The sequence below is a fragment of the Pseudomonas sp. 203-8 genome (assembly GCF_020708595.1).
In the GTDB taxonomy this organism is placed as follows: Bacteria; Pseudomonadota; Gammaproteobacteria; order Pseudomonadales; family Pseudomonadaceae; genus Pseudomonas; species Pseudomonas aeruginosa.
Window position 1 is genome coordinate 499462 of record NZ_JAJFDF010000003.1, and the last position, 23046, is coordinate 522507.

The 23046-nt window shown below is 66.5% G+C and carries 23 protein-coding genes; 10 read left to right on the top strand and 13 right to left on the bottom strand.

The annotated features are described in order from the left end of the window. Window positions 1-47 precede the first annotated feature (47 nt). The 3 genes from LJF27_RS09100 to dinG all read right to left on the bottom strand — a co-directional run bounded on the left by LJF27_RS09100 (window position 48) and on the right by dinG (window position 5799). Window positions 48-1193: an EstA family serine hydrolase gene (locus LJF27_RS09100; RefSeq protein WP_003112520.1), complete on the bottom strand. Its 1146-nt coding sequence runs from the start codon at window positions 1191-1193 to the stop codon at window positions 48-50. A 109-nt stretch (window positions 1194-1302) separates the two neighbouring features. Further along, window positions 1303-3576, bottom strand: a complete 2274-nt coding sequence (locus tag LJF27_RS09105) for a beta-agarase (RefSeq protein WP_073670246.1) — start codon at window positions 3574-3576, stop codon at window positions 1303-1305. Between the two features lie 78 nt (window positions 3577-3654). Beyond that, entirely contained in the window at window positions 3655-5799 is a 2145-nt protein-coding gene (dinG, locus tag LJF27_RS09110; protein ID WP_003086351.1) for an ATP-dependent DNA helicase DinG, read from the bottom strand. 129 nt (window positions 5800-5928) lie between these two features. On the opposite strand from dinG, the gene LJF27_RS09115 reads away from it, so the two are divergent. Then, entirely contained in the window at window positions 5929-6393 is a 465-nt protein-coding gene (locus tag LJF27_RS09115) for a CopD family protein (protein WP_003082024.1), read from the top strand. A gap of 38 nt (window positions 6394-6431) precedes the next feature. Here the strand turns inward: LJF27_RS09115 and LJF27_RS09120 are convergent, their stop codons facing one another. From LJF27_RS09120 to LJF27_RS09130, 3 genes are all read right to left on the bottom strand, one after another. Beyond that, complete coding sequence (locus tag LJF27_RS09120; protein ID WP_003112523.1) at window positions 6432-7241, bottom strand: hypothetical protein; 810 nt, start codon at window positions 7239-7241, stop codon at window positions 6432-6434. Then, entirely contained in the window at window positions 7234-7533 is a 300-nt protein-coding gene (locus LJF27_RS09125) for a DUF1145 domain-containing protein (protein ID WP_003082018.1), read from the bottom strand. The genes LJF27_RS09120 and LJF27_RS09125 overlap by 8 nt, the downstream gene beginning before the upstream one ends. A gap of 115 nt (window positions 7534-7648) precedes the next feature. After that, window positions 7649-8281 carry an OmpA family protein gene (locus tag LJF27_RS09130; RefSeq protein WP_003082015.1) on the bottom strand — a complete coding sequence of 211 codons (633 nt, stop codon included), beginning with the start codon at window positions 8279-8281 and terminating at the stop codon, window positions 7649-7651. A 130-nt stretch (window positions 8282-8411) separates the two neighbouring features. Between LJF27_RS09130 and LJF27_RS09135 the strand changes: the two genes are divergently transcribed. From LJF27_RS09135 to LJF27_RS09150, 4 genes are all read left to right on the top strand, one after another. Next, window positions 8412-8909: a DUF6231 family protein gene (locus LJF27_RS09135; RefSeq protein WP_003086343.1), complete on the top strand. Its 498-nt coding sequence runs from the start codon at window positions 8412-8414 to the stop codon at window positions 8907-8909. A 2-nt stretch (window positions 8910-8911) separates the two neighbouring features. After that, window positions 8912-9385: a YchJ family protein gene (locus LJF27_RS09140; RefSeq protein ID WP_003082003.1), complete on the top strand. Its 474-nt coding sequence runs from the start codon at window positions 8912-8914 to the stop codon at window positions 9383-9385. After that, window positions 9385-9702: a hypothetical protein gene (locus tag LJF27_RS09145; protein ID WP_003082000.1), complete on the top strand. Its 318-nt coding sequence runs from the start codon at window positions 9385-9387 to the stop codon at window positions 9700-9702. Before LJF27_RS09140 ends, LJF27_RS09145 begins: the two co-directional genes overlap by 1 nt. An 82-nt stretch (window positions 9703-9784) precedes the next feature. Continuing rightward, window positions 9785-10405: a trimeric intracellular cation channel family protein gene (locus tag LJF27_RS09150; protein WP_003081997.1), complete on the top strand. Its 621-nt coding sequence runs from the start codon at window positions 9785-9787 to the stop codon at window positions 10403-10405. 119 nt (window positions 10406-10524) lie between these two features. On the opposite strand, the gene LJF27_RS09155 is transcribed toward LJF27_RS09150, so the two are convergent. After that, entirely contained in the window at window positions 10525-11085 is a 561-nt protein-coding gene (locus LJF27_RS09155) for a hypothetical protein (protein WP_003081987.1), read from the bottom strand. Between the two features lie 314 nt (window positions 11086-11399). On the opposite strand from LJF27_RS09155, the gene LJF27_RS09160 reads away from it, so the two are divergent. From LJF27_RS09160 to quiP, 4 genes are all read left to right on the top strand, one after another. Next, window positions 11400-11894, top strand: coding sequence for an LEA type 2 family protein (locus LJF27_RS09160; protein ID WP_003081986.1), 495 nt, complete (start codon window positions 11400-11402; stop codon window positions 11892-11894). 7 nt (window positions 11895-11901) lie between these two features. Beyond that, window positions 11902-12102: an SEC-C metal-binding domain-containing protein gene (locus LJF27_RS09165; RefSeq protein ID WP_003081984.1), complete on the top strand. Its 201-nt coding sequence runs from the start codon at window positions 11902-11904 to the stop codon at window positions 12100-12102. Window positions 12103-12268: 166 nt separating this feature from the next. Continuing rightward, window positions 12269-12910: a glutathione binding-like protein gene (locus LJF27_RS09170; protein WP_003081964.1), complete on the top strand. Its 642-nt coding sequence runs from the start codon at window positions 12269-12271 to the stop codon at window positions 12908-12910. A gap of 122 nt (window positions 12911-13032) precedes the next feature. After that, on the top strand, window positions 13033-15576 hold the full coding sequence (gene quiP, locus LJF27_RS09175) for an acyl-homoserine-lactone acylase QuiP (protein WP_003140632.1): 2544 nt from the start codon (window positions 13033-13035) through the stop codon (window positions 15574-15576). A gap of 154 nt (window positions 15577-15730) precedes the next feature. Here the strand turns inward: quiP and rmuC are convergent, their stop codons facing one another. From rmuC to LJF27_RS09200, 5 genes are all read right to left on the bottom strand, one after another. After that, window positions 15731-17092 (bottom strand): DNA recombination protein RmuC, encoded by a 1362-nt coding sequence (gene rmuC / locus LJF27_RS09180; RefSeq protein ID WP_003081943.1) that lies wholly within the window; start codon window positions 17090-17092, stop codon window positions 15731-15733. A 767-nt stretch (window positions 17093-17859) separates the two neighbouring features. Beyond that, entirely contained in the window at window positions 17860-18615 is a 756-nt protein-coding gene (locus tag LJF27_RS09185) for an RES family NAD+ phosphorylase (protein ID WP_003449003.1), read from the bottom strand. Between the two features lie 133 nt (window positions 18616-18748). After that, entirely contained in the window at window positions 18749-19117 is a 369-nt protein-coding gene (locus tag LJF27_RS09190) for an antitoxin Xre/MbcA/ParS toxin-binding domain-containing protein (RefSeq protein WP_229601849.1), read from the bottom strand. A 72-nt stretch (window positions 19118-19189) separates the two neighbouring features. Beyond that, window positions 19190-20476, bottom strand: coding sequence for an NAD(P)/FAD-dependent oxidoreductase (locus tag LJF27_RS09195; RefSeq protein ID WP_003112529.1), 1287 nt, complete (start codon window positions 20474-20476; stop codon window positions 19190-19192). 55 nt (window positions 20477-20531) lie between these two features. Next, window positions 20532-22025, bottom strand: coding sequence for an aldehyde dehydrogenase family protein (locus tag LJF27_RS09200; RefSeq protein WP_003086325.1), 1494 nt, complete (start codon window positions 22023-22025; stop codon window positions 20532-20534). 174 nt (window positions 22026-22199) lie between these two features. Between LJF27_RS09200 and LJF27_RS09205 the strand changes: the two genes are divergently transcribed. After that, a complete protein-coding gene (locus LJF27_RS09205; RefSeq protein ID WP_003112531.1) occupies window positions 22200-22676 on the top strand; it encodes a GreA/GreB family elongation factor in 477 nt (158 codons plus the stop codon). A 2-nt stretch (window positions 22677-22678) separates the two neighbouring features. Here the strand turns inward: LJF27_RS09205 and LJF27_RS09210 are convergent, their stop codons facing one another. Further along, window positions 22679-22954, bottom strand: a complete 276-nt coding sequence (locus tag LJF27_RS09210) for a zinc ribbon domain-containing protein (protein ID WP_010792073.1) — start codon at window positions 22952-22954, stop codon at window positions 22679-22681. Window positions 22955-23046 lie beyond the last annotated feature (92 nt).

Consider the following 23046-nt stretch of genomic DNA (forward strand, 5'->3'; position numbering starts at 1 on the left):
TGAAATTTAGCGTCGAGCCGACAAGCGGTTAAAAGTTAACCAACGGATTACAGACACTCCCCCGCGACACGCGCCAGCTGCTGCGCCCGCGGATCCATCAGCACATACGGCCCCAAGGCGTTGCTGACAAAGGAAAAAGCCAGGTCGCGCTCGGGATCGGCGAAGCCGATCGAGCCACCCGCCCCAGGGTGGCCGAAGGCCTTGGGGCCGAGTCCGTAGGTCGCATTGGCCACGCCCGGTTGGTCGAGCATGGTGCCGAGGCCGAAGCGGGTCCGGGTCAGCAAGGTCCGATCCTCGCCTACCGCGTGTTCGTGGGCCAACTGGCCCAGCAGTTCATCTTCCAGCAAACGTCCCTGCAACAGGCCGCTATAGAAGCCGGCGAGCGCGCGCGCGTTGCCATGGCCATTGGCGGCCGGCTGCTGCATGCGTCGCCATTCCGGCTTGTTGGTGCTGGTGAGGATCGACGGCGGATTGGTGAAGGCACGGGTGGTCAGCGCCAATGGCTCGCTCATCATGGTCTTCAGCATACGCTGGGCGGCAGCGTCGCCGAGGCTGCCCTTGCTCCGTGCCATGTGGGCGACGCGGCCGAACTGGCTGTCGTCCAGGCCGACATGGAAATCCAGGCCCAGCGGTGCCGCGGTGCGCGCCACGATGGCCTCGCCCGGCTCGCGGCCGTCGACCCGGCGGATCACCTCGCCGAGCAGCCAGCCATAGGTAATCGGTGCATAGCCGTGCGCTTCGCCAGGCGTCCACCAGGGCTCCTCGGCGGCCAGTGCCGTGGTCATCGCCTGCCAGTCGTAGAGTGCCTCGGGCGGCATCTGCTCGCGCAGCGCCGGCAGGCCGGCGCGATGGCAGAGCAACTGGCGCACGCTGATCGCTGCCTTGCCGGCCGCGGCGAACTCGGGCCAGTAGTGTGCCACCGGCGCGTCCAGTTCGAGCTTGCCCTCGGCCACCAGTTGCAGCACGGCAACGGCGGTGAAGGTCTTGGTGCAGGAGAACAGATTGAGGATGGTGTCGCGCTGCCAGGGCTGCTCGCCGTCCTTGTCCGCGACGCCGCCCCAGAGGTCGACCACCGTCTCGCCACCGACCTCCAGGCACAACGCCGCGCCGCGCTCCTGCGGATTGTCGAAAAGCCGGGCGAAGGCCTCGGCAAGCGGGGCGAAACGGCTGTCACAGTGGCCTTGGGGCGTCATGGGCAAGTTCCGGTGGGAAAGTGGTCGGGGCATTCTTCCAGCCCTCGGCGGCCTTGTGAACCCTGACATAAGAGGGGTTCGCCGCAAGCGGGCGGCGGTGAATGCGCGCTCATGAACCGGCTGAATCCTCGCGCGGCGGCAGAGGCTCGACGGCAGGCATGGACCTGGCCATCGCCGACAGTCGCGACAGGGCGGCAAGGTTGCTTCGGCGCACCGTGTCGACGAAGCCGGCGAACGGCAAGCCCGTGATCCCGACCAGGCCTATATGGCCGTTCTCGCCGTCCAGCAGACGCCCGCTGGCCGGTTGGTCGAGGTACTGGAACCAGTGGGCGCCGACGATATACGGACTCTTCAGCGCCGCCTCCAGGAACGTTCGGTAGGAGTCGCCGCGCGCCCGCTCATTGGCCGCCTCGCTGACACCACCCCAGAACGGACCGCGATCCCGCGAGCCGAAGTGGAACTCGCTGATCAGCACCGGCTTGTCCAGCCGCGCCAGCAGGGAGTCGTCCAGGCCCTGCCCGGGCAACGGCGTATAGAGGTTGAAACTGAGGAGGTCGCAATACCGGGCGCAGGAGGTGATCGCCTCGGGAGTGCTGACGGCGAAGCGGCCGCCGAGCAGGAGGTGGTTCGGTGCGTGCCATTGCAGGGCGTCGCGCAGGGTCTTGAAGTAAGCGTCGGCATACAGCCGGAGGAAGGCGCTGTAGTCCTCGGCGATGGCCGGATGCCCCTCGCCCGGCAGCGGAGCCGCGTAGCCCGGCGCCTCCAGGGCCTCCCAGGCGGCCAGCTCGATGCCCCAGGCCTCGGCCAATGCCTCATGGCCCAGGTACTTGGCTTTCAATTGCTTGACGAAGGCGCGCTTCGCCGGACTGTCCATGGACAGCGTCAAGGCTCCGAAAGCGAGGCCGTAGCGCGCCTGGGCCGAGCCGTCGCGCCCGGCCCAGGCCAGTTCGTTGTCGGCGTAGTAGCCGAGCAGCCAGGGATCGTCGCGGTGGTCGCGAGCAGCGATGGCGATGACGCGCTCGGCGGCCATGGCGAAGCGCGGGTCGAAGGGATCGGGCATGGCTCCCCACCAGTCGAAACCGCTGCTGACCGTGGCGTAGTCGCCGGCGATCGACAGCGGCAGGCTGTAGGGCATCCGCGTCTGTGCGGCGAGCGCCGGATCGCTCCAGTTGCCGAGGCTGTTGAAACCCCATGCCGAGAGGCGCTCCAGGGTGCGCTGGCGCCATTCGCCGGCGAGCTGGTCGGCACTCGCCTGGGGAGCGATGCGCTGGCGATTGGCACCGAGGAAATCGAACCAGCGACCATGCCCGAAGCGCCGCCCGGCCTGCGCGGCGACGCCGCGGCGGTCGTCGCCCTCACCGAAGAATGCGGCCAGCGGCTCACCCTCCGCCGGCAGTTCGGCGAACATCGGCTCGCGTCCTTCGACGTAGGTCCGGCTGCCGTCGGCGGTCACCGCATTAACGCCCAGCGACCAGAACGGATGTCCTTCCGGAGTAACCAGCCACCAGCGCCCGCCACGTTTTTCCGTGCGGAAGAAACCGCTGGCTTCGAACACCGGCCCACCCAGCAGGCCGCCGAAACGGTCGCGCGCCGGTGTCTGCCGCTCCCAGTCGCGGAGCTGTGCGGCCTCGGCCGCATAGGCGCTGCGCAACTGCTCGTCGGAACGAATCTTTTCCGGCCAGTCGGCGCGGCTGTACTGGCCATAGCGATCGATCAGGCCGGTCAGGATGCTCCGCTCCACCGCCCTCCCTGCGCGTATGCCGAAACGTCCGAGCAGGATGCTCTGGGGAGCTTGCGGCGAGCGCAGGGACAGGCTCAGCGCCCCGACCCTGGCGCGGTCCAGCGAGCCCTCCACGCGTGGCGCCAGCAGCATCCGCTGGCCTTCGACCATCTGCGGCATCGGCGGCCCCGCACGCATGCCCAGAGCCTCTGGCGAAACCGCCCGCAACGGCACCAGCAGGGTCTGCGGCGGGCCTGCCGGAAGCTCTATGGATGCCTGCAACCCCGGCGCGCCCTGCTCGCCCTCGATCGCGACCTCCAGGGTCATGTCCCAGCTCATGGCGTTCTGGATGCGCAGGCTCACGTAGTCCGCTGCGGACCAGTCCCAACGGCCCTGCGCCGGACTCATGCGCAAGGTGGGCCGTTGCGCCGGGCTGAAGGTGACGCGACGGAGAATGTCGCCCTCCGGGGTGGCCTCCGCCGTCGCGCTGGGCAGGTCGGCATCCTCAAGGGTGATGCCGACCACGGCCATTGGCTTGACGAAGTTGAACAGCACCTGCTGGGTGTCGCTCGCCGCCAGCGGCGTGGCCACCGCGAGCAGGCCGAGAAGCAGGGGAAGATGCCAACGCGAACGGATCATGAAGCCTGTTTTCCTTAACTCCATCCCGGCCTGGGCAAATGCCGGGAATTCCTGATGCGGCTCGGACGTGAAGGCTGGCGCCCTCCCGCGCAGGCCAGCGCGTCAGGCGATTTCCCGGCGGAACGGCGGCAATGCATTGAGGATAGCCTTGCCGTAGCGCTGGGTGACCACGCGGCGGTCCAGCAGGGTGATGGTGCCGCGGTCCTGCTCGGTGCGCAGCAGCCGCCCGCAGGCCTGGACCAACCGCAGCGAGGCGTCTGGCACGGCGATCTCCATGAACGGATTGCCGCCGCGCGCCTCGATCCACTCGGCCAGCGCCGCCTCCACCGGGTCGTCGGGTACCGCGAAGGGAATCTTGGCGATCACCACGTGTTCGCAATAGGCCCCCGGCAGGTCCACGCCTTCGGCGAAACTGGCGAGGCCGAAGAGCACGCTGTCCTCGCCGTCGTCGACTCGCGACTTGTGCTTGTTCAGGGTTTCCTGCTTGGACAGGTTGCCCTGGATGAACACCCGCTTGCGCCAGTCGCGGTCGAGACCGTCGAAGACTTCCTGCATCTGCTTGCGCGAGGAGAACAGCACCAGGCTGCCGCGCGCGCCCTTCACCAGTTCCGGCAGCTCGCGAATGATCGCCGCGGTGTGCTCGGCGGCGTTGCGCGGATCCGCCTTGAGGTCGGGGACCCGCAATACCCCGGCCTCGGCATGGTGGAAGGGGCTCGGCACCACCGCGGTGACCGCGTTGCGCGGCAGGCCCGCGCGCATGCGGTAGCGGTCGAAGGTGCCCAACGCGGTCAGGGTCGCCGAGGTCACCAGCACGCCATAGGCGACGTTCCACAGGTTGCGGCGCAGGGTCTCGGCGGCGAGGATCGGGCTGGCGTTGGCTTCGATGTCGTAGAAGCTGCCGCTCTCGGCGAGGGTCAGCCAGCGCGCCATCGGCGGGCTGTCCTGCGGGTCCTCGCAGGTGAAGGCGGTCCACAGTTCCCAGTTGCCCTGGGCGCGCGCCAAAAGACTACCGAACAGCGGGTACCACTCCTCCGCCTGGTGGCTGGCGATGCCGCCGGCGCCTTCGCCGTCCATCGCCTCCTTGAGGATATCGGTGAGGCGGGTGAACAGGTCGGTCAGCTTGGAGAAGCCTTTCTTCAGCTCGATGCCCATCTCGCGGATATGCTCGGGGACCACCCCGCCGACGAAACGGTGACGCGGCCGCTCGCGACCTTCCATGTCCTCGCCGGCGCGGAAATCGCCGATCTCTTCGCAGGCGGTGAACATGAACTGCTGCTGGGTCTTGATCTCCCGGGCCAGCTCCGGCACCTGTTCGATCAGGCGGCCGAGGTCGCCCGGCAGCGGGTGCTGGGCGAGCAGCTTGGTGAGGTTCTTGGCGATCTGCTCCAGCCAGTCGGCGGTAGCGCGCAGGCGGGTGAAATGGGCGAAATGGCCAATCGCCTTGTCCGGCAGGTGATGGCCCTCGTCGAACACGTAGAGGGTCTCGCGCGGATCGGGCAGGATGGCGCCGCCGCCCAGGGCCAGGTCAGCCAGGACCAGGTCGTGGTTGGTGACGATCACGTCGACCTTGGTCATCCCTTCGCGCGCCTTGTAGAAGGCGCACTGCTGGAAGTTCGGGCAATGTCGGTTGGTGCACTGGCTGTGATCGGTGGTGAGCTGCGCCCAATGCGCGTCGTCGATCGCCTCCGGCCAGCTGTCGCGGTCGCCGTCCCAGCGGTTGCCGGCCAGGCGTTCGATCATCTGGTTGAACAGCTTGCTGCTGGTCTCGTCGACATCGATGTTGAAACCGTCGTCGGCGAACAGTTGCGCCGTCGCGCTCTGCGCCTGGCCTTCCTGCAGCAGCACGTCGAGCTTGGACAGGCACAGGTAGCGCCCGCGGCCCTTGGCCAGGGCGAAGCTGAAGGCCAGCCCGCTGTTGCGCAGCAGGTCGGGAAGATCCTTGTGGACGATCTGCTCCTGCAGGGCGACGGTCGCGGTGGCTATCACCAGGCGCTTGCCACTGGCCTTGGCGCAGGCGATCGCCGCCAGGCTGTAGGCCACGGTCTTGCCGGTACCGGTTCCGGCCTCCACCGCGACCACCGCCGGCTCGCCCTCGCGGTGCCCCTCCTCGTCCTCCTTGATCGCGCCGAGGGCCTTGGCCACTTCGGCGATCATCAGGCGCTGGCCATAGCGAGGCTTCAGCTCCTTGGCTTCGAGAAAGCGGGTGTAGGCACCCTGGATCTGGGACTTGAGTTCGGCGCTGAGCATGGAATTCCTGGGCCCGGCGCGCAGCGGAAGACGAATCCGCCGGCGCGCCATAGCTGGATAAATTTTCAGTGGTTCGACAGGGCGGCTATGATAACGCGCTTCGTCACAACCGCCAGCGGAGATCGCCGAATGACCCCCTACGCCCTCGTCTACGCCCTGCATGTCCTGGCCGCCCTGGTCTGGGTCGGAGGCATGTTCTTCGCCTGGACGATTCTTCGTCCGGCGGCCGTCGCCGCGCTGGAGGCCCCAGCCCGCCTGGGCCTGTGGCTGGAGGTGTTCCGCCGTTTCTTCCATTGGGTCTGGGCTGCGGTGATCCTGCTGCCGATCAGCGGCGTCGGCATGCTGCACCTGAGCTTCAACGGTTTCGCCGGCGCGCCGCGCTACGTACAGGTAATGATGGGGCTCTACGTCGCCATGCTGGCACTGTTCCTGCGGGTGCAGGCGCTGCAAGTGCCGGAACTGCGCCGCGCGGTGCAGGCCCAGGACTGGCCGGCAGGCGGGCAGGCGCTGGGGAAGATCCGCCGCACCGTCGGCTTCAACCTGCTCCTCGGCCTGTTGCTGATAGCCCTGGTAGCGGCACGCCCGAGCCTCTGAACCGGCGAGGCGCCGGAAGCCGTGCTGCCGGCCTCTCCTCAGAAGCGCACGACGTCCAGGCTGCCGTCGCTGCCGTTGGTGCCGTTCGCGCCGTCCTCTCCGCTGCGCCCCGCACGACCGGCATCCACCGAGTAGATCCAGCAACCGGTGGCGTTATCCGCCGCACCCGGTTTGCCGGCCTTGCCTCCAGCGCCGCCGACGCCGCCTTGCAGACGGGTTTGCAAGCGCTCCAGAGGAAAATCGCCCGGCACTTCCAGACGAATCCGACCGCCCGCCCCGCCCGGACCGCCGTCGCTTCCGGATTGGCCGTCGCCACCTTTCAGCGCGCTGCCCCAGAGGCAGCCGGAGGCCTTGCCGGAAGCCCCGTCCAGGCCATCGTAGCCTGGAGCGCCGACGCCACCGCGGGCGTCCAGCAGCAGGCTTTCCACCTCCACCGCCTGCAGGCGCAAGGTCAGGTCGCGGCCGTTACCGGCGCTTTGCCGGAAGGTGCCGGTCGCGCCGGGCGCGGAAATGATGCTGCCATCGGCCAGGCGGCCGCTGACGACTTCGATGCTGATTCGCTCCTCGCCTGGCGCCACGCCGATCCGGGCGTTCTTCGCCATGTGCAGTTCCTCGATGCGCAGGACGCTGACCTCCAGCGGAATCAGCAGGGCGGCATCCTCGCCGATCTCCACTCTGCGCAGGCGCAGCTCCTGGGCCCGCTTGGGCAGGCGCATCACCGAGTTCGCCTGCACCTTCACGGTTCCGCCGATACCCTGCTGGCGTGCCGGCGGCGCCTCGGCCGAAAACACGGCGCCAGCCCAGGCCAGGGGAACGACCAGGAACAATCCGAGCATGGCCTTACGCATGATCGTCCTCCTTGTCCTGCGGTAACTCGCTGGCCGGGCTCAACGCCGGCAACGCAAGCATGTGGAAGACCCCGAACAGCAAGACCTGGAGACGATCCAGCCAGGGATGCGCGCGCGCTTTCAGGCGTCCTCCGAGGACGAGAATCTCGATCAGGTGGATCAACAGGATCAGGCCGCCGGCTATCGACAACAGCCAGTTCAGCGGATAGGCGAACGGATGCAGCAGATTGACCAGCACCGCGCCCCAGAACACCAGGGTCACGAGCTTGCCCAGCCCGAGAAACGCTTTCATGGAACTCCCCCCAAGACATCGTGTGCGGGGGAACATACTCGCCAGCCCGCCGCGGCGCCAGCCATGAACGAAAACGGGGGCTTCGACGCCCCCGTTCTGCTCCGCGCCGCCTGCGTCATTCGCGCTTGATGAGGATTTCCACCCGGCGATTCTCGGCCCGCCCTTCGCGAGTCTTGTTGTCGGCGACCGGCTGGCTTTCGCCCAATCCCTGCACGCCGACGATGATGCTCGAAGGCACCCCGGCATCAATCAGATAGTTCGCAACGGCATTCGCGCGCCGTTCCGACAGCTTCTGGTTGTAGGCATCGGAACCGACGCTGTCGGTATGCCCGGTGATACTCAGGCGCGTACTGGCCGCCTCGCCTTTCAGGCGTTCGGCGATGCCGTTGAGCTTCTCGCTGTCGGCGGCGTCCACCTTCGACGAATCGAAGGCGAAGTGCAGGTCGCGCACGACAATGGTTTCTTCCTTGACGACGGGAGGCGGCGGCGCGACTTCCTCGACCGGCTGCGGAGGCGGCGGCGCGACCTGTTCGCCGGCACCGTGCACCCAGCAATAGGCGGCACCGACGCCACCGCCGATCAGGGCGCCCCAGCCGGCCCAGCTGCTGCTTTCGATCGCGCCCAGGCCGGCGCCGGTAACACCACCGACCGCCGCACAGGTCGGCCAGTCGCTTTTCTGCAACCCTGCGCAACCGGTCAGCAAGCCGCTGACCAGAATCAGGGGTAAAGCGGTCCTCGTGATGCTCATTGAAACTCTCCTCGTGGATCGGTTGTAACCGACAAATAGGGAGTAAAGACCCCAGCCGAAAAAAGCGCCAGCACTAGGCCATGCAGGCGCTTCAGGCTAGTCTTGGCGAATCCCAGGAGAGTGTTTTCCCATGAGCGAACCGATTTCTCCCCGCACCCCGCAGCAGGCCCTGGCCGCGTTGCTCGCCCGCTACGCGCCGAAGCGCTTGCTGCTGGTCGGCGCCAGCCGGCTGCCGGCGGTGGAGGCCTTCATCCACAACCATCCCCAGTGCCAACTGGCGCACAGCCCGGCGGCGGCATTGCCCGCCGAACTGGCCGGCCAGCGCTTCGACCTGGCGCTGTTCGTCGATTGCCTGGAACACCTGCCGCAGCGCACCGGTCTGCAGTTGCTCGCGGGCGTGCGCAACCTGAACGCCAGCCGGGTCGCCGTACTGGTCGACCTCGAGGCCAGCGACTGGCAGGAAACCGACTTCTTCGCCCTCGCCATGCAGAACAGCGAACGCTTCCAGCGCGAAGGCCAGACGCTGACCCTGTACACCTACGACCTGTACGAATACAAGCAGGTCCCCGATTGGCTGAACGCCAAGTTCTGGGCCAACCCGGAAAACTTCGGCAAGTACTGGTGGTAACCATGACCCAACCCTCTTGCCCCTGCGGCAGCGGCGACCCGCTCGACGATTGCTGCGGCCGCTATCACCAGGGACATCCCGCGCCTACCGCGGAAGCCCTGATGCGCTCGCGCTACAGCGCCTACGCCCTCGGACTGGTGGACTACCTGCGCGACACCACGCTGCCGGCGCAACAGGCCGGCCTCGATCTCGACGGCATCCGCGCCTGGAGCCACGGCAGCACCTGGCTCGGTCTGGAGGTGGAAAACCACGAGGTGCTCGGCGGCCAGCCGGAGCATGCGCGAGTCACCTTCGTCGCGCGCTGGCACGACGCCGACGGGGAACATGCCCATCGCGAATGTTCCGGCTTCGTCCAGCGCAACGGTCGCTGGTACTTCCTCGATCCGACCGTGGCCCTGAAACTCGGCCGCAACGATCCCTGCCCCTGCGGCGCCGGCGGCAAGCTGAAGAAATGCTGCGGTCCGTGGATCACCTGATGCATTCGCTCGCCAGCTATATCCGCGCCATCCATGCCCTGCCCTCGCCGGTCTCGATAAGCGATGCGCAGGTCGAAGAGCAACAGCGCTGCGAGGACGGCGTCGAGATCCACAGCTGCGAAGCGCTCTACCGTTTCGACAACGGCGTGCGCCTGCGCCAGCACTGCGAGCGCGACCTCCTGCCGAGCAGCGGGGCCTGCGAGGAATGCTGGATCGGCTACGAAGTGCTGGATTCCGCCGGGCAGGAAATCAGCCCACGCTACAAGCACTTCGTCAACGCCTGCCAGGAACGCTTCTGGTTGCGCATGCACGCCTGAGATGCTGCGCCAGGCTGCGCGGTTTGGGCGTTGACGAGCGCTCGGGTAGAATGCGCAGCCTTTTCATCCGGGCCCCATCCCCATGCTGCTGACCGTGCTCTACATCATCGCCATCACCGCCGAAGCCATGACCGGTGCGCTGTCGGCCGGCCGGCGCAGCATGGACCTGTTCGGCGTGGTGCTGATCGCCTGCGTCACCGCCCTGGGCGGCGGCTCGGTACGCGACATGCTGCTGGGCCATTACCCGCTGACCTGGGTCCGTCACCCGGAATACCTGGCGCTGACCGCAGTCGCCGCGCTGGTGACAGTGTTCATCGCGCCGCTGATGCGCCACCTGCGCTCGCTGTTCCTGGTACTCGACGCGGTTGGCCTGGTGGCCTTCACCCTGATCGGCTGCCAGGTCAGCCTGGAAATGGGCCACAGCCTGCTGATCGCGGCGATCAGCGGGGTGATCACCGGGGTGTTCGGCGGCATTCTCCGCGACATCCTGTGCAACGACGTACCCTTGATATTCCGCCGCGAACTCTATGCCAGCGTGTCCTTCGCCAGCGCCTGGTGCTACCTGATCTGCGTGGAGCTGGAACTGCCTTCCGAGCAGGCGATGCTGATCACCCTGTTCAGCGGCTTCCTGTTCCGCCTGCTGGCCATCCGCTTCCACTGGGAAATGCCCAAGTTCGTCTACCAGGACGATTTCGACCACTGAAGCAAGCGCCTGCCCCCTGGCCGACGCGTTCCTCCAACCCCTCGCCTGTCCCCGATGCCACGGCCTCGCGACGCGGTTATCCGCCCCACGCCCTGGCTTGTCGCAGGCCGCTGCCCGCCTCAGTCCTGCAGGCGCAGGTGGCTGGTGTCCGGAGCCGGAGCCGCTGGCTCGGAGCGTGCCTGGCCCATGTCGCTACCGACCGGGGCGACGCTGAAGCGGCTCAGGTCGAGTTTCGGCGCCTCGGCTTCGGCCTTGGCGTCCTGTAGGTCGGCGCCTACCGGAGCCAGGCCGAAATCCGGCGCATCGACCTCGGCGAACGCCGCCATGTAGCCGTCCCGCGGCGCTACCTGCAAGCGTCCGGCGGGCGCGCTGGTACCAGTAGCGGCGCGGGTCTGCGGGGCCTCCACGGGAGTCGTCTGCGCAGGCGGCGGCGCCATGACCACCTCCTCGACCTCCATCTCGGCGACCACGGCGATCGCTCCCGCTCGCTCCAGCACGCTGCGGTATTTTTCCGCGGAGGCGGCATCGAGGTTGTTCTTGATCACCACCCGGCGGCCGGAGAACAGCAGTTCGATACGCTGCGCGTCGGCCTGGAACAGCTTGGCCAGGTTGGCCTTGACCACCTCGGGACGGGCGCCGGCGACCAACTGGCCGGAAAAGGCGATTTCAAAGCGGCTCATTGGCATCTCTCCGAGTGAAGGGCCGCTCGGCATGGCGGCCCTGGCGTTTCGTCGAGCGATTGTACCCATCGACAGCCACGCGTGGAGTGACTGGGTCCGGCAAATCGGCCGGCGGGTCCGTTCAGGTTAGCCGAGCCGGTCACGCCAGCCGACGGGAAGACTTGCACGGGCGTACGCGCTTCTCCATGCTCCCCCGACTGCGCTATGGGAAACATATGGACACAGGCCTGTACCTGAAACATCTTTCCTCTATACAACAATAAGTTGCAGCACAATCACTGCTTGTTAAACTGGGGCGTCTCGGGGGGAATAGCATGAATTACCAGGCGCAAATGATAAGAATTATCAGCCTAATAATGGCGTGGGGAGTTCTCTCCCATCTCTCGGGCTGCAGCTGGATGACCGGCAGCTTCGAAGACCCCGACGTCAAGCTGCTGAAGGTGGAAGTGGTCAAGGCACGCTTGCTGGAACAGGAGTTCGTGATGCGCTTCCGCATCGACAACCCCAACGATTTCAGCCTGCCGGTACGCGGCCTGCAGTACGCCGTGCAACTGAACGACATCCAGCTCGCAGAAGGCGAGTCCGGCCAGTGGTTCACGGTTCCCGCCCACGGCCACGAGGTATTCGACGTACCGGTGCGAACCAATCTCTGGCGCCACATGAAATACATCGTCAAGCTCCTCGAGCGTCCCGAGGAGCCGATCCGCTACCGCCTGCAGGGCGAAGTGAAGACCGGACTGATGTTCGGCCGCAGCGTGCACCTGAGACGAAATGGCGAGATAATTCCCGGCGATTTCATCCCAGAATAGGTCCACCATGAGTCAGGAACCCCACGTACACGGCCCGAACTGCAACCACGACCACGATCATCATCACGATCATGGCCATGGTCATGTCCATGGTCCGCACTGCAACCACAGCCACGAGCCGGTGCGCAATCCGCTCAAGGCCGTAGGCCGCAACGATCCCTGCCCCTGCGGCAGCGAGAAGAAATTCAAGAAGTGCCACGGCGCCTGACCCTTCGCACGCGCCGGCATCCGAAGGCCCGCTGAGCAGCGGGCCTTTTCGTTGGCGCGCCACCAGCCCCGCCGGGGCGTCATGCGCGACAGCGGTTTGCATCGAACCTAGGTTCCTGGCGTAGAGTCTTCCGTTCGTAGCCCATCGACGAGCCGGAGACGCACCGATGATCGACCTGTACTACTGGACCACCCCGAACGGCCACAAGATTACTCTTTTCCTGGAAGAAACCGGCCTGCCCTACGCCATCCATCCGATCAACATCAGCCAGGGCGACCAGTTCCAGGCGGATTTCCTGAAGGTGTCGCCGAACAACAAGATTCCCGCCATCGTCGATCGCCAACCGGCCGACGGCGGCGCTCCCCTGTCGCTGTTCGAGTCCGGCGCCATCCTGCTCTATCTCGCGGAAAAGACCGGACGCTTCCTCGCCAAGGACCTGCGCGCGCGCCAGGAAACCCTGCAGTGGCTGTTCTGGCAGATGGGCGGGCTGGGGCCGATGGCCGGGCAGAACCACCATTTCAACCGCTTCGCCCCGGAGAAGATTCCCTACGCCATCGACCGGTACGTCAAGGAAACCGCGCGCCTGTACGGCGTTCTCGACCAGCGCCTGGCGGACCGCGCCTTCGTCGCCGGCGACGACTACAGCATCGCCGACATGGCCATCTATCCGTGGATCGTCCCGCACCAGTGGCAGGAGCAGGATCTCGCCGACTTCCCACACCTGCAGCGCTGGTTCGAGAGCATTCGCCAGCGTCCGGCGACGCAACGCGCCTATGCTTTGGTGGAGCGCATCAATCCGCCGCAGTAGCGGGTCCCGAGCCGGCCTGCGGACGTCCTCGCGGACGATCGCAGGCGGAGCTTGCGCAGCCCTGCGCTCCTCACTAACGTAGCGCCTCTCGACGCGACCACTCCCGCAGGAGCCCCCACCCCATGGCCTCGCCAGCCTTCATGCGTTTTCTTCCCCGTTGCGGCGCCGCCGCGGCCTTCGGCACCCTCCTGGGCCTGGCCGGTTGCCAGTCCTGGCTCGACGATCGCTACGCCGACAGCCTGCCGCCGACCTCCGGCGTGCAACCGATCAAGGGCCTGGCGCAAAACGTATCGATCCGGCGCAACGCGCTGGGCATGCCACTGATCGAAACCGGCACCTTCCATGACGCGTTGTTCGCCCTGGGCTACGTACACGCCTCCGACCGCCTGAGCCAGATGGTCAGCCTGCGCCTGCTGGCCCAGGGACGGCTGGCCGAGATGGTCGGCCCCGGCGCGCTGGAGATCGACCGTTTCATGCGTACCGTGAACCTGCGCCAGGCCGCGGAGATCCAGTACAGGAACGCCTCGCCGCGCCTGCAACGCTTCTTCGAGGTCTACGCGCGCGGGGTCAACGCCTACCTGTATCGCTATCGCGACAAGCTGCCGATGGACCTGGCCCAGTCCGGCTACCGTCCGGAATACTGGAAGCCCGAGGACTCGGCCCTGGTCTTCGCCCTGCTCAACTTCGGCCTGGCGGTGAACCTGCAGGAAGAAATCGCCTCGCTGACGCTCGCGCAGAAGGTCGGCAGCGACAAGCTGGCCTGGCTGACGCCGACCTACCCCGACGAAAACCTGCCGTTCGACGAGGCGGAAAAGCTCAAGGGCCTGCGCCTGGACGGGCAGGTTCCCGGCCTCGCGGGCGTCGAGGGCGCGGCGCGGCAGGTCGCAGCGCTGAGCATGCTCGGGGTCGCCGCCTCGAACAACTGGGCTATCGCGCCGCAACGCAGCCGCAGCGGCAAGAGCCTGATGGCCAACGACACCCACCTGCCGCTGAGCATGCCGTCGGTGTGGAACTACGTGCAGATCCGCTCGCCCAAGTACCAGGCCGCGGGCGTTTCCATCGCCGGTCTGCCGGGCGTGGTGGCGGGCTTCAACGGCAAGCTGGCCTGGGGCATGACCATGGTCCTGGGCGACAACCAGGATCTCTACCTGGAACAGTTGCGACGCCAGGGCAACCGGCTCTATTACCTGGCCGACGGCAAGTGGCAGCCAACCCGCGAACGCCAGGAAACCTTCTTCATCAAGGGCCAGCGGCCGATCCGCGAGGTCATCCACGAAACCCGCCATGGCCCGCTGCTCAACAGCGCCCTGGGCGAGCGCAAGAACATCCTCCAGCCGCTGCCGCTGAAGAGCGGCTACGGACTGGCCTACCGGAGCATCCAGCAGGAAGCCGACAAGACCCTGGACGGCTTCTTCGACCTGTCGCGGGCCAAGACCATCGAGCAGGCCTTCGACGCCACCCGCGAGATTCGCGCGATGCCGCTGAACATCGTGTTCGCCGACGAAAAGCACATCGGCTGGCAGGTCACCGGACGCTATCCGAACCGCAAGGAGGGTCGCGGCCTGCTGCCCTCCCCTGGCTGGGACGGCCGCTACGACTGGGATGGCTATGCCGACCCGATCCTCCACCCCTCCGACCAGGACCCGCAGCAGGGCTGGCTGGGTACCGCCAACCACCGCACCGTGCAGCCCGGCTACGGCGCCCAGTTGTCCAATTCCTGGTACTACCCGGAGCGCGCCGAGCGCATCGCCCAGCTCGCCGGTGCCAGCAAGAGCCACGACACCCAGAGCATGATCCGCATGCAGTACGACCAGACCTCGCTGTTCGTCGCCAAGCTGCAAGCCATGTTCGACAATCCCGGCATGGCGGCGCCGCTGCGCCAGGCCATCGACGCCTTGCCGGAGGCGCAACGCAGCCGGGCGCGGGAGGCCTACGACCGGCTGATGGCGTTCGACGGCAAGCTGACAGCCAGCTCCAGCGACGCCGCGCTGTACGGCGCCTTCCTCCACGAGAGCGCCAGGCAGATATTCCTCGACGAGCTAGGACCGGAGGACGGCCCTGCCTGGAAAGCCTTCGTCGAGACCGCCAACCTCTCCTACTCGGCGCAAGCCGACCACCTGCTCGGGCGCGACGACAGTCCGTTCTGGGACGATACCCGCACTCCGCAGAAGGAGGACAAGCCGGCAATCCTCGCGCGCAGCCTCGCCGCCGCCGTGGAGTTCTGCGAACAGCGACTGGGGAGCGAGCGCAAGGCCTGGCAATGGGGCAAGCTGCACACCTACGAATGGCGGAGCGACAGCTCGAAAATGGCCCCCTACCTGGGCGCCGGCGAGCGCGCCGGACTCGGCGCGATCAAGGGCTATCTCGATCGCGGGCCCTATCCGGCCGGCGGCGACCACACCACGCTGGACGTATCGGCCTACGGCTGGGGCCAGGACTTCGACACTTGGCTGATCCCGGCGATGCGGCTGATCGTCGACTTCGGCCAGAGCGAACCGATGATCGGCGTGAACAGCAGCGGCCAATCCGGCAATCCGGCCAGCCCGCACTACGCCGACGGTATCGACGCCTGGCTCAAGGGGCGCTACGTCAGCTTCCCGTTCCAGCCACAGAACCTCGATCGCGTTTACGGCAACAAGCGGCTGACGCTCACTCCCGCTCGCTGAACGGACGGCGCGGAACTTTCCTCCGCGCCGTGGCTCTGAACAGCCGACTTACTCCATGATCATCTTCAGGGCGTCCTTCCGGACGCCCTTCTTTTATCCCCCTCCCGGAAAGCCTCCGTTTTCTCGAAAGCCCGGGCACGGGATCGAACCGATCTCACTCCTCTCCGGCCTCTTCCACGGGCGCCACCAGCGCCCGGTCCAGCCAGTCCGTCGGCAGGCTCTTGCTGGCGCGGGCACCGAGCAGCTTGAGTTGCTCGCTGCGACTGATCAGGTTGCCACGTCCCTCGGTGAGCTTGTTGCGCGCCGCGGCATAGGCCTTGTCCAGTTGCTGCAGGCGCGAACCGACCTCATCGAGGTCCTGGACGAAGAGCACGAACTTGTCATACAGCGAACCGGCACGTTCGGCGATTTCCCGCGCATTCTGGTTCTGCCGCTCCTGGCGCCAGAGGCTGTCGATTACCCGCAGGGTGGCCAGCAGGGTGGTCGGGCTGACGATCACGATATTCTGCGCGAAGGCGTCCTGGAACAGGTTCGGCTCGGCCTGCAGGGCCGTCGAAAAAGCCGCCTCGATCGGCATGAACAGCAGGACGAAGTCGAGGCTGTGCAACCCTTCCAGGCGTCGATAGTCCTTGCCGGAGAGGCCTTTCACATGGTTGCGCAACGACGTTACGTGCTGCTTCAGCGCCTGCTGGCGCAGCAGATCGTCGTCAGCGGCGATGTACTGCTGGTAGGCCGTGAGACTGACCTTGGCATCCACCACCACCTGCTTGTCGCCGGGCAGGCGGATCAGCACGTCCGGCTGGAAGCGTTCGCCCTCGGCGCCCTTCAGGCTGACCTGGGTCTCGTATTCCCGGCCTTTTTCCAGGCCCGCATGCTCGAGCACCCGCTCCAGCACCAGTTCGCCCCAGTTGCCCTGGGTCTTCTGGCCCTTGAGCGCGCGGGTCAGGTTGGTCGCTTCCTCGCCCAGGCGCAGGTTGAGCTGCTGCAGACGCTCCAGTTCCTTGCTCAGGGAGAAACGCTCGCGCGCTTCCTGCTGGTAGCTTTCCTCCACCCGCTTCTCGAACGCCTGGATGCGCTCCTTCAGTGGATCGAGCATCTGCCCCAGGCGCTGCTGGCTGGTCTCGGCGAAACGCTGTTCGCGCTCGTCGAAGATCTTTCCCGCCAGTTCGGCGAACTGTGCCCGCAACTCGTCGCGGGCCGACTGCAGGTCGGTCAGGCGCTGCTGGTGGCTTTCCTGCTGCTCGCGAAGTTCCGCAGCCAGCGCAGCCCGTTCGGAAGCCAGGCGACGCACTTCCTCTTCCCGGCCCTGGCGCTCGCTGGCCCAACGTGCCTCCGCCTGGGACGCCCGTTGCCGCTCCTCCCCCATCAACTCGGCTTCCCGACGCAGCGCGGCGACCTCGCCGGAGAGCCTGGCATGGCGCTCGCCGAGTTGCTGGTAAGCCTCCCTACTGGTCTCCAACTGCGCATTCAGCCCGTCCTGGGCCAGTTGCGCGGTCGCCAGTCGCTCGCCGAGCAAGGCTATCTCGCGCTCCGCCAGGCTGGCCCTTCTCTGTAGCTGCCATGCCAGGCCGGCCAGGGGAATCGCGGCAGCCAGCAGGCCAAGCAACAGGTTCGGTAGATCGACGGGCATGGGGCACTCCAGCGGAAAACGACGCAACACCCGCCTGGCAGGCGCGCGTGCAGCGGATTCTAGGTTCTTGGGAAAAGACCGTCGAGCGAATAGCGCCGCGCCGAACGAGCACTCCGCTTCCGAGCTGTGCGTACCCCATGCGCAGGACATTTCAGATACTTCCATAACGGAAACCATCGCCCTGCGCCCTTCGCCGCCGGGACATTTCTGCTTCCACGGCATTTTTGTCGCGGCTACAGGGCTTGCCTTGGAGCGTGCGATGTGCTGTCGAGCAAGCGCTTGGGAAATCCACAGATCCTGTGGATAACCCAGTGGAAAAGCCCCTAAAAAACTGCCGAACCCCCGATGGAGTGGGGCTATGGGACAGATTGACGATTTTTTCACCAACTATTTTTATCGTTATTTTTCAATAAGTTACGTTTCAAACATGAAAAATCAAGCGTTTAGAGCCTAACGCTCTCAACCCTTGACAAGCTGCTTTCCATTTGTGCACAAATTTTCGCCGAAGCCTCTTGCCGCCCCATTGCAGGGCAATGCCGTTCGAAATCCTCAGCCACTCTTTCCCTCGGGGCATGCAGGCCAGCCCTGCCCAACCGGCAGGTGGCGGCCTTCAGACGGCGCCCCCGGATCGCTGGCAACCGTGCCCCCTCCACTCACGCCGGATGCGGCAACTTTCCGTCCACCAGGAACAGCTCCCAGGAGAAGATTTTCGGCGACCCCGGCACATGCGCCGGCTTGAAGGCCACGTAACCGGCCGTGGTTTCGCACAGCCAGGGCGTCAGGTTGCGAGGACGCTTTTCGGTGAAGGCCGCGGGCGTGAACAGGGCGACATTGCAGCCGCGCTCCGGGCAACGCGCCGAACGGTATTCGAATGCCTGCACCCCGGCGCTGCGCATGGCAGTTCCCAGTTCCTGGGGAGCGCGGTAGTCGGCGATGTCGGTCAGCGCAGCCTCGTGATCGGAGAAAGGCGGCGCCTGCAGACGGATTCCCCGCTCCACCTTCCAGCCCGCCTCGAACGAAGCGTGCTCGGACAGAATCCTCCCGCTCGGTGGCGGCACCACCATGCCACTCCACAGGACGCAACGGTAATACGCGCTTTCGGCCATGGCCGTTTCCAGCTTCAACGCGGCGTAGAACAGGCTTGGCTCGTGGCGACGGCCAAACCGCGACCCCCAGCGCAAGGGCGGATAACGGAACGGGGTCTTCAACAGGTAATGCAATGGCTCGGCATCCGCCGGCACCGGCGGCTTGCTCGACTCGAGCAGTTCCTCGAGCAACGCCTGTTCTTCCAGGGTGTCGACCAATTGCAGGGTCGCCACCTGCTCCTGGCTCTCCACCAACCGCACCAGGCGCCCCTGGAGCGGTCGGATATGCCGCTCACCCTTGCACTGTCGCCAGATCTCGCTCACCTTCCGCCCCTCGCTTCCTGTGGTGTCGGATGCCAGCGTAGCGGCACCGCAGTCTCCATTCAGCCAGGCGTGTCGCCTCTGGCTGCCAGCCTTTTCCGTGACAGGCGTAGGCCCCGTACAGGCGCGCCGGGTATCAGACCTTGCCGCGGATCGCATCGAGGTATTCCAGCACATGAACCAGGCCCTGCACCTGTCCCATCAGTGCCAGCGGCTCGCCCGCCAGGTGATGGTTGGGAGTGCGCAGGAAGTGGTGCATGTCCTCCTGCTGCCCGCCGAACAGGGCATACAGTGCGCGATAGACTCGCACCAGCAGCAGAGCCAGCTCGCCGGTCTTGCTGTCCACCCGCAGGCCCTGGGTCTTCCAGCGGCTGATGGCGCTGCGATCGACGCCGACGATGCCGGCCAGTTCGAGCTGCGTCAGCCCCAATTGCTCGCGCGCGGCCAGGACGGCCTTGGCCAGGACGGCATCGGCGCTGGGACGTTCCTTGATGAGAGCGCTCATGACGACCTCCTCATGTGTGTTTACAACAAACTATCATTATTTTGCTGAAAACACACCTTGATTCGGTCGAGCCTAGAGAACCACGCGCAAGCATTGACCGGCGTGATAGAGAGAAAAACCCATCTCGTAGGCGCAACTGCGCAGCCTGGCCGCGGGGACGGGCTTCATGTCACTGAACGGCAACGGCAATGTCGCTCGCTCGCCGCTCAGCAAGTAGTCGGCGAACGCCTTGCCCACTACCGTACCGGTGGTCACGCCGCGTCCGTTGTAGCCGGTCACCGCCAGCAAGCCTTCCGCAGGCTCGAACAGGCGCATCAGATGATCGGGGGTGAAGGCGATGCAACCCGTCCAGCTGTACTCCCAGTTGACCTGGCCCAGGTCGGGAAAGTAATGGCTCTGGATTCGATCGGCCCATTGCCGCAGGAACCAGGCGGGCTTGTTCGCGCCATTGCCGAGGCTTCCCAGCAACAGGCGACCCTGGGCATCGCGACGAATGCTGCTGAGCACCGTCCTGGTGTCCCAGGAACCCTGGCCGTGAGGCAGGATGCGCTCGGCCGCGGCGCCGTGCAGCGGCGCCGAAGCCACCTGGTAGTAGTAGCCGGGAAAGAAGTGCCGCCTCAGGTTGGTCCACTCGCCCTCGGTATAGGCGTTGGAGGCGATCACCACCTGTTCCGCCAGTACCGCCCCCGCGCTACTGCGCACCGCCCACAGCGCGCCCTGCCGCTCCAGGGCGAGCACCGGCGAGCGCTGGTACAGTTGCCCACCCCGCTGTACGACGGCGGTGGCCAGTCCGCGCGAATAGGCCATGGGATTGAGAGTGCCGGCGCGTCGGTCGAGCAACGCCGCGCTGATTCGCCGGGTGCCGCAGGCCTCGTGGCAAGCCGCGCCGGTCAGCAACTCCAGCGGAGCGCCGCGGCGCGTCCACTGCGCGTGACGGCGTTGCAGATCGGCCACGCCGCTGGCGTTGTGCGACATGTGCAGGGTGCCCTCGCGGCGCAACTGGCAATCGATGCCGAGGCGTTCGATGGTCTCCATCACCAGCGCCGGCGCCCGCCCCAGCACGGCGTTGAGCTTTTCTCCCTGCTCGGCGCCGAGGGTGGCGACCACCTCGTCCGGGGGAATCCAGGTGCCGGCGTTGATCAATCCGACATTACGTCCCGACCCGCCGTGGCCGACCTCGTACGCTTCCAGCACGCACACCGAACGGCCGGCCTCCAGCAGGTGGAGCGCCGCCGAAAGCCCGGTGAAACCGGCGCCGATCACACATACGTCGGCGCGCTGCTCGCCGTTCAGGCTCGCCGCTCCGGACAGGCGAGGCGTAACCACTTCCCACAGACACCGTTGCTGCAAACCGCCCATGCGCGACTCCGCTGCCAGCCTCATTGCCATGCGGCGGGAGCCCGCCGCGCCCCGTTCAATCGAAGGTGATGCCCTGTGCCAGCGGCAGCTCGCGGGAATAGTTGACGGTGTTGGTCTGCCGTCGCATGTAGGCCTTCCAGGCGTCCGAGCCGGACTCGCGGCCGCCGCCGGTCTCTTTCTCGCCGCCGAACGCCCCGCCGATTTCCGCCCCGCTGGTGCCGATGTTGACGTTGGCGATCCCGCAGTCACTGCCCGCCGCGCCCTGGAACAGTTCCGCCTCGCGCAGGTCGGTGGTGAAGATGCACGACGACAGTCCCTGGGGAACCTCGTTGTTCAGGCGCAGGGCCTCGTCGAAATCGCGGTAGCCGACCACGTACAGGATCGGTGCGAAGGTCTCCGTGCGCACCACTTCGGTCTGTCCCGGCATCTCGACGATGGCCGGCGACACGTAGTAGGCATCCGGATAGCGCTCCTGCAATTGCCGCTCGCCGCCGAACACCCGCCCCCCCTGCTCGCGGGCTCGCGCCAGGGCGTCCTGCATGGCCAGGTAGCTGCGTTCGTCGATCAGCGGCCCGACCAGGTTGCCCTCCAGCGGATGACCGATACGGACCCTGGAATAGGCTGCCTTGAGGCGCTCGACTATCTCGTCCTTCACCGACTCATGGGCAATCAACCGGCGCAAGGTGGTGCAGCGCTGCCCGGCGGTGCCCACCGCGCCGAACAGGATGCCGCGCACCGCCAGGTCGAGGTCGGCGCTTGGCGCCAGGATCATCGCGTTGTTGCCGCCCAGTTCGAGGATGCAGCGAGCGAAACGCGCCGCCACCCGCGGCGCCACTTCGCGCCCCATGCGAGTGCTGCCGGTGGCGCTGACCAGGGCGACGCGACGGTCGTCCACCAGCGCTTCGCCGGCCTCGCGGTCGCCGATCAGCAATTGGCTCAGGTGCGCCGGCGCATCGCCGCCGAAGGCCCGCGCGGCACGCTCGAACAGTGCCTGGCAGGCCAGTGCGGTGAGGGGGGTCTTCTCCGAAGGCTTCCAGACCACGGAATTACCGCAGACCAGCGCCAGCGCGGTATTCCACGACCACACCGCGACTGGGAAGTTGAACGCGCTGATCACGCCTACCACGCCCAGCGGGTGCCAGGTCTCGCGCATGTGGTGGCCGGGACGCTCGGATGCGATGGTAAGACCGTACAACTGGCGCGAGAGGCCCACCGCGAAGTCGCAGATATCGATCATTTCCTGGACTTCGCCGAGGCCTTCCTGGGTGATCTTGCCCGCCTCCCAGGACACCAGTTCGCCGAGTTCGGCCTTGTGCCGACGCAATTCCTCGCCGAACAGCCGCACCAGTTCACCACGGCGCGGCGCCGGCACCTGGCGCCAGGCGCGGAACGCCTGTTCGGCGCGCTCGACCTTGGCGGCAACGGCGGCGCGCCCCTCCAGTCGCACCGCAGCCAGGCGACTGCCGTCGATGGGGGTATGCACGGCAAGCTCGCCATCGCGAAAGGCATTGGGGTCGAGGCCGAGACTGCGCAGCAATCCGTCGATCATGTGAGGTTCTCCTGGCTGTTCGTTTCCGCTCGTTTTAGTCGGTTTGCCCGGTAGCGACAAACGACCTTTATTCGCCACGTCATTCCGAGTTTTCATACTGGCTCCGAGCTGTCGCGATCCGCCGTGTTTCCCGTACCATGCACGCCTTCGCCGGCCAGCCCCCGCCTACCCGACATGGACAAGAAAAAGCTGTTGCGCCTGATCACGGAAAAGCTCGCCGCGGACCTGGAAGTCGCCGTCCGCGCCGCGCAGACCGCCCATGAGACGGCAACCCACGAAGAGAACGTCGCCGAGAACAAGTACGACACCCTCGGCCTGGAAGCGGCCTACCTGGCCGCCGGGCAGTCGCGCCGGGTCGAGGAGATCCGCCAGGCGCTGGGCCTGTACCGCAACCTGGTGCTGCGCGATTTCGACGAGGAACAGGGCATCCAGCTCACCGCGCTGGTCACCCTGCTGAACGCCGACGGCAGCCGGCGAACAGTGTTCCTCGGCCCCGAGGCGGCCGGGCTGAAGATCGATTGCGAAGGTCGCGAGGTGTTGGTCATCACGCCTCGCTCGCCACTGGGCCAGAGCCTGATCGGCAGGCACCCGGGCGACGAGACCGGGGCGAAGGACTCCCCCCTTGCGGTGGAAATCCTCGCCGTCGACTGAGGCTACTGCTGCGGCGCACCGCAGGCGCCGCAGAACTTCGCGCCCGCCGCGAGATCGGCGCTGCAGGCGATACAGCGCAGCGGCGCCAGGGCGCCGCCGCAGCCCTGGCAGAATCGTGCCGTCGCCGCATTCGCGGTGCGGCAGGCGCGACAGGCCATTCCCGCCGCGACTGGCGCCGGCGGATAGCCGCCCTGACCGCGGTGATGACCGCCGCCGTGATGACCACCGCCCTGTCCATGATGACGCCCACCCATCAACAACCGTTCGAAGAACCCCATGGCACAACCCTCTCGTCTGGATCTGACGGCTTCCAGTGAAAAGGCTGTAGCCACTACAGGGTCAATGGCGCGGAAACATCGGGAAACTCAAG